Genomic DNA, 1489 nt, shown 5'->3' with positions numbered 1-1489 from the left:
GCGAAGTTTAAGACTTTTCAAATCATGAAACAAGACTATCGTGGTCGGAGAAAACGTTTTGAAATACGTGCTGAGTTAATTTGTGGGATTATTAATTTTGAAACCAAGTAGTTACCGAACAAGTCTATTGTGAAAAATGATAAAAACCCCCACTTACAGAGGTGAGCAATAGCTACCTAAAATTTCATTGTTGTATACGACTGTAACAAAAAAACGCCCTTTTAAAGGCGTTTATTTTTTCTTAAATAGTCTGATATAGTCTTGCTTGCTATGGATAATGTTAGATACAAAAACGGCTTTTCTATCTTCTAAGATGTGATAAAAAGCGAGGTAGTCTCCTAAAACAATGCAACGGGTATTATAAGGTGGATAAATGGGTTTTCCTACTCTCTCGTCTGCGTTAAAACCTGCTTGTGGAAAAACTCCAAGGCGTTCCAGTCCGCAAAGAATATTGTTGACGGTGTTAGCTCCAGCCTGTTCTGAAAAGTATGTCATTTCAATGTAGCTTTTTATAGCTCTTAGCTGTTCTTGCACGGTTTCGGGGAATAATAAGACTATAGAGTTTCTCATCGGATACCAAGATTAGCCCTCACTTCACTAGTGTTATACACCCGTCCCTGTTCTAAATCGTCAAAACTTTTTGCAGTTTCAGCGCGTAAGTCTGCAAGTAATTTAGCCCGTTCTTTATCAGTATCAGTTTCAAAAGGTAAGGCTTTATTTTGTACGATATTTTCTAAAAATAAATTAAAGCTAGCTGTCATATCAAGGTTTTGGGCTGAGATAATGGCTTTAGCTTTTTCTAGTAAATCGCTGTTCGTTTTAAAGTTGACCTGCGTATTTTTTTCTAAAGTGTGCATAGTAGCACCTCCTTAAAGGTATTATAACACTTTAAACTATATTTGTATAGTCTCGTATATTCGGTCGTGTATATGTTTTTTATGTCTATACTGATATTTCCTCTGTATATAGCCTTTTTAGCCCCTTTTCAAGGTTCAATTCTTAGTATGATGGTTATTTCGTTAGCTATATCATGTTTAGGAATTATCTAAACTATCATCATCTATATCTATATCCCATGGACAGGCTGGTACATGTAAAGGTACGACTGATTTTTGGTTATTATTGAGATAATAATTTGTAATTTCAGTCATATCACAATAATAGTGGAATAGAGGATTATTTTCTACACTGTCTGTACGTGTATCCAGTCTGATTGGTTTTTCTAAAAGATTTGAAAGGTTTAAAGCCAAAATACTTTGAAGTTGATATTGACTAATGAAAGAAAGATAGTAAATATTTTTATCATTATCTAATGTTTTTTTGAAAAATAAATTATTTAAAAGGAGACCTCTAAAAACTTCCTAAATTTCCCCAAAATGAGATAATAGAATAAAAAGTAATGAGGAGATCTGTCATGCATTTATTCACAGACGATGAAAAAATCTTGTCAAAACTATCAGAGAAAGGCAATCCCTTAGAACGTTTGGAT

1 protein-coding gene and 2 pseudogenes are annotated in these 1489 nt (G+C 33.4%); 1 reads left to right on the top strand and 2 read right to left on the bottom strand.

Annotated features, from left to right (window positions below; translation table 11 throughout):
* Positions 1 to 111, top strand: a pseudogene (locus tag BU200_RS11055) (IS5/IS1182 family transposase); the annotation flags it as partial.
* Between the two features lie 120 nt (positions 112 to 231).
* Here BU200_RS11055 and BU200_RS10495 read toward each other — a convergent pair.
* Together BU200_RS10495 and relB are read right to left on the bottom strand one after the other, a co-directional pair.
* Positions 232 to 580 (bottom strand): annotated as a pseudogene (locus BU200_RS10495) (type II toxin-antitoxin system RelE/ParE family toxin).
* On the bottom strand, positions 567 to 857 hold the full coding sequence (relB, locus tag BU200_RS10490) for a type II toxin-antitoxin system RelB/ParD family antitoxin (protein ID WP_075100053.1): 291 nt from the start codon (positions 855 to 857) through the stop codon (positions 567 to 569). The pseudogene BU200_RS10495 and the gene relB overlap by 14 nt, the downstream one beginning before the upstream one ends.
* Positions 858 to 1489 lie beyond the last annotated feature (632 nt).

The sequence above is a fragment of the Streptococcus acidominimus genome (genome assembly GCF_001921825.1).
GTDB lineage: Bacteria > Bacillota > Bacilli > Lactobacillales > Streptococcaceae > Streptococcus > Streptococcus acidominimus.
The sequence above is the reverse complement of the archived record's forward strand: the minus strand, read 5'-3'. Positions and strand labels throughout refer to the sequence as shown.

Coding starts and splice junctions, on each gene's coding strand:
- relB (WP_075100053.1), bottom strand. CDS start 857: ATGCACACTTTAGAAAAAAATACGCAGGTCAACTTTAAAACGAACAGC.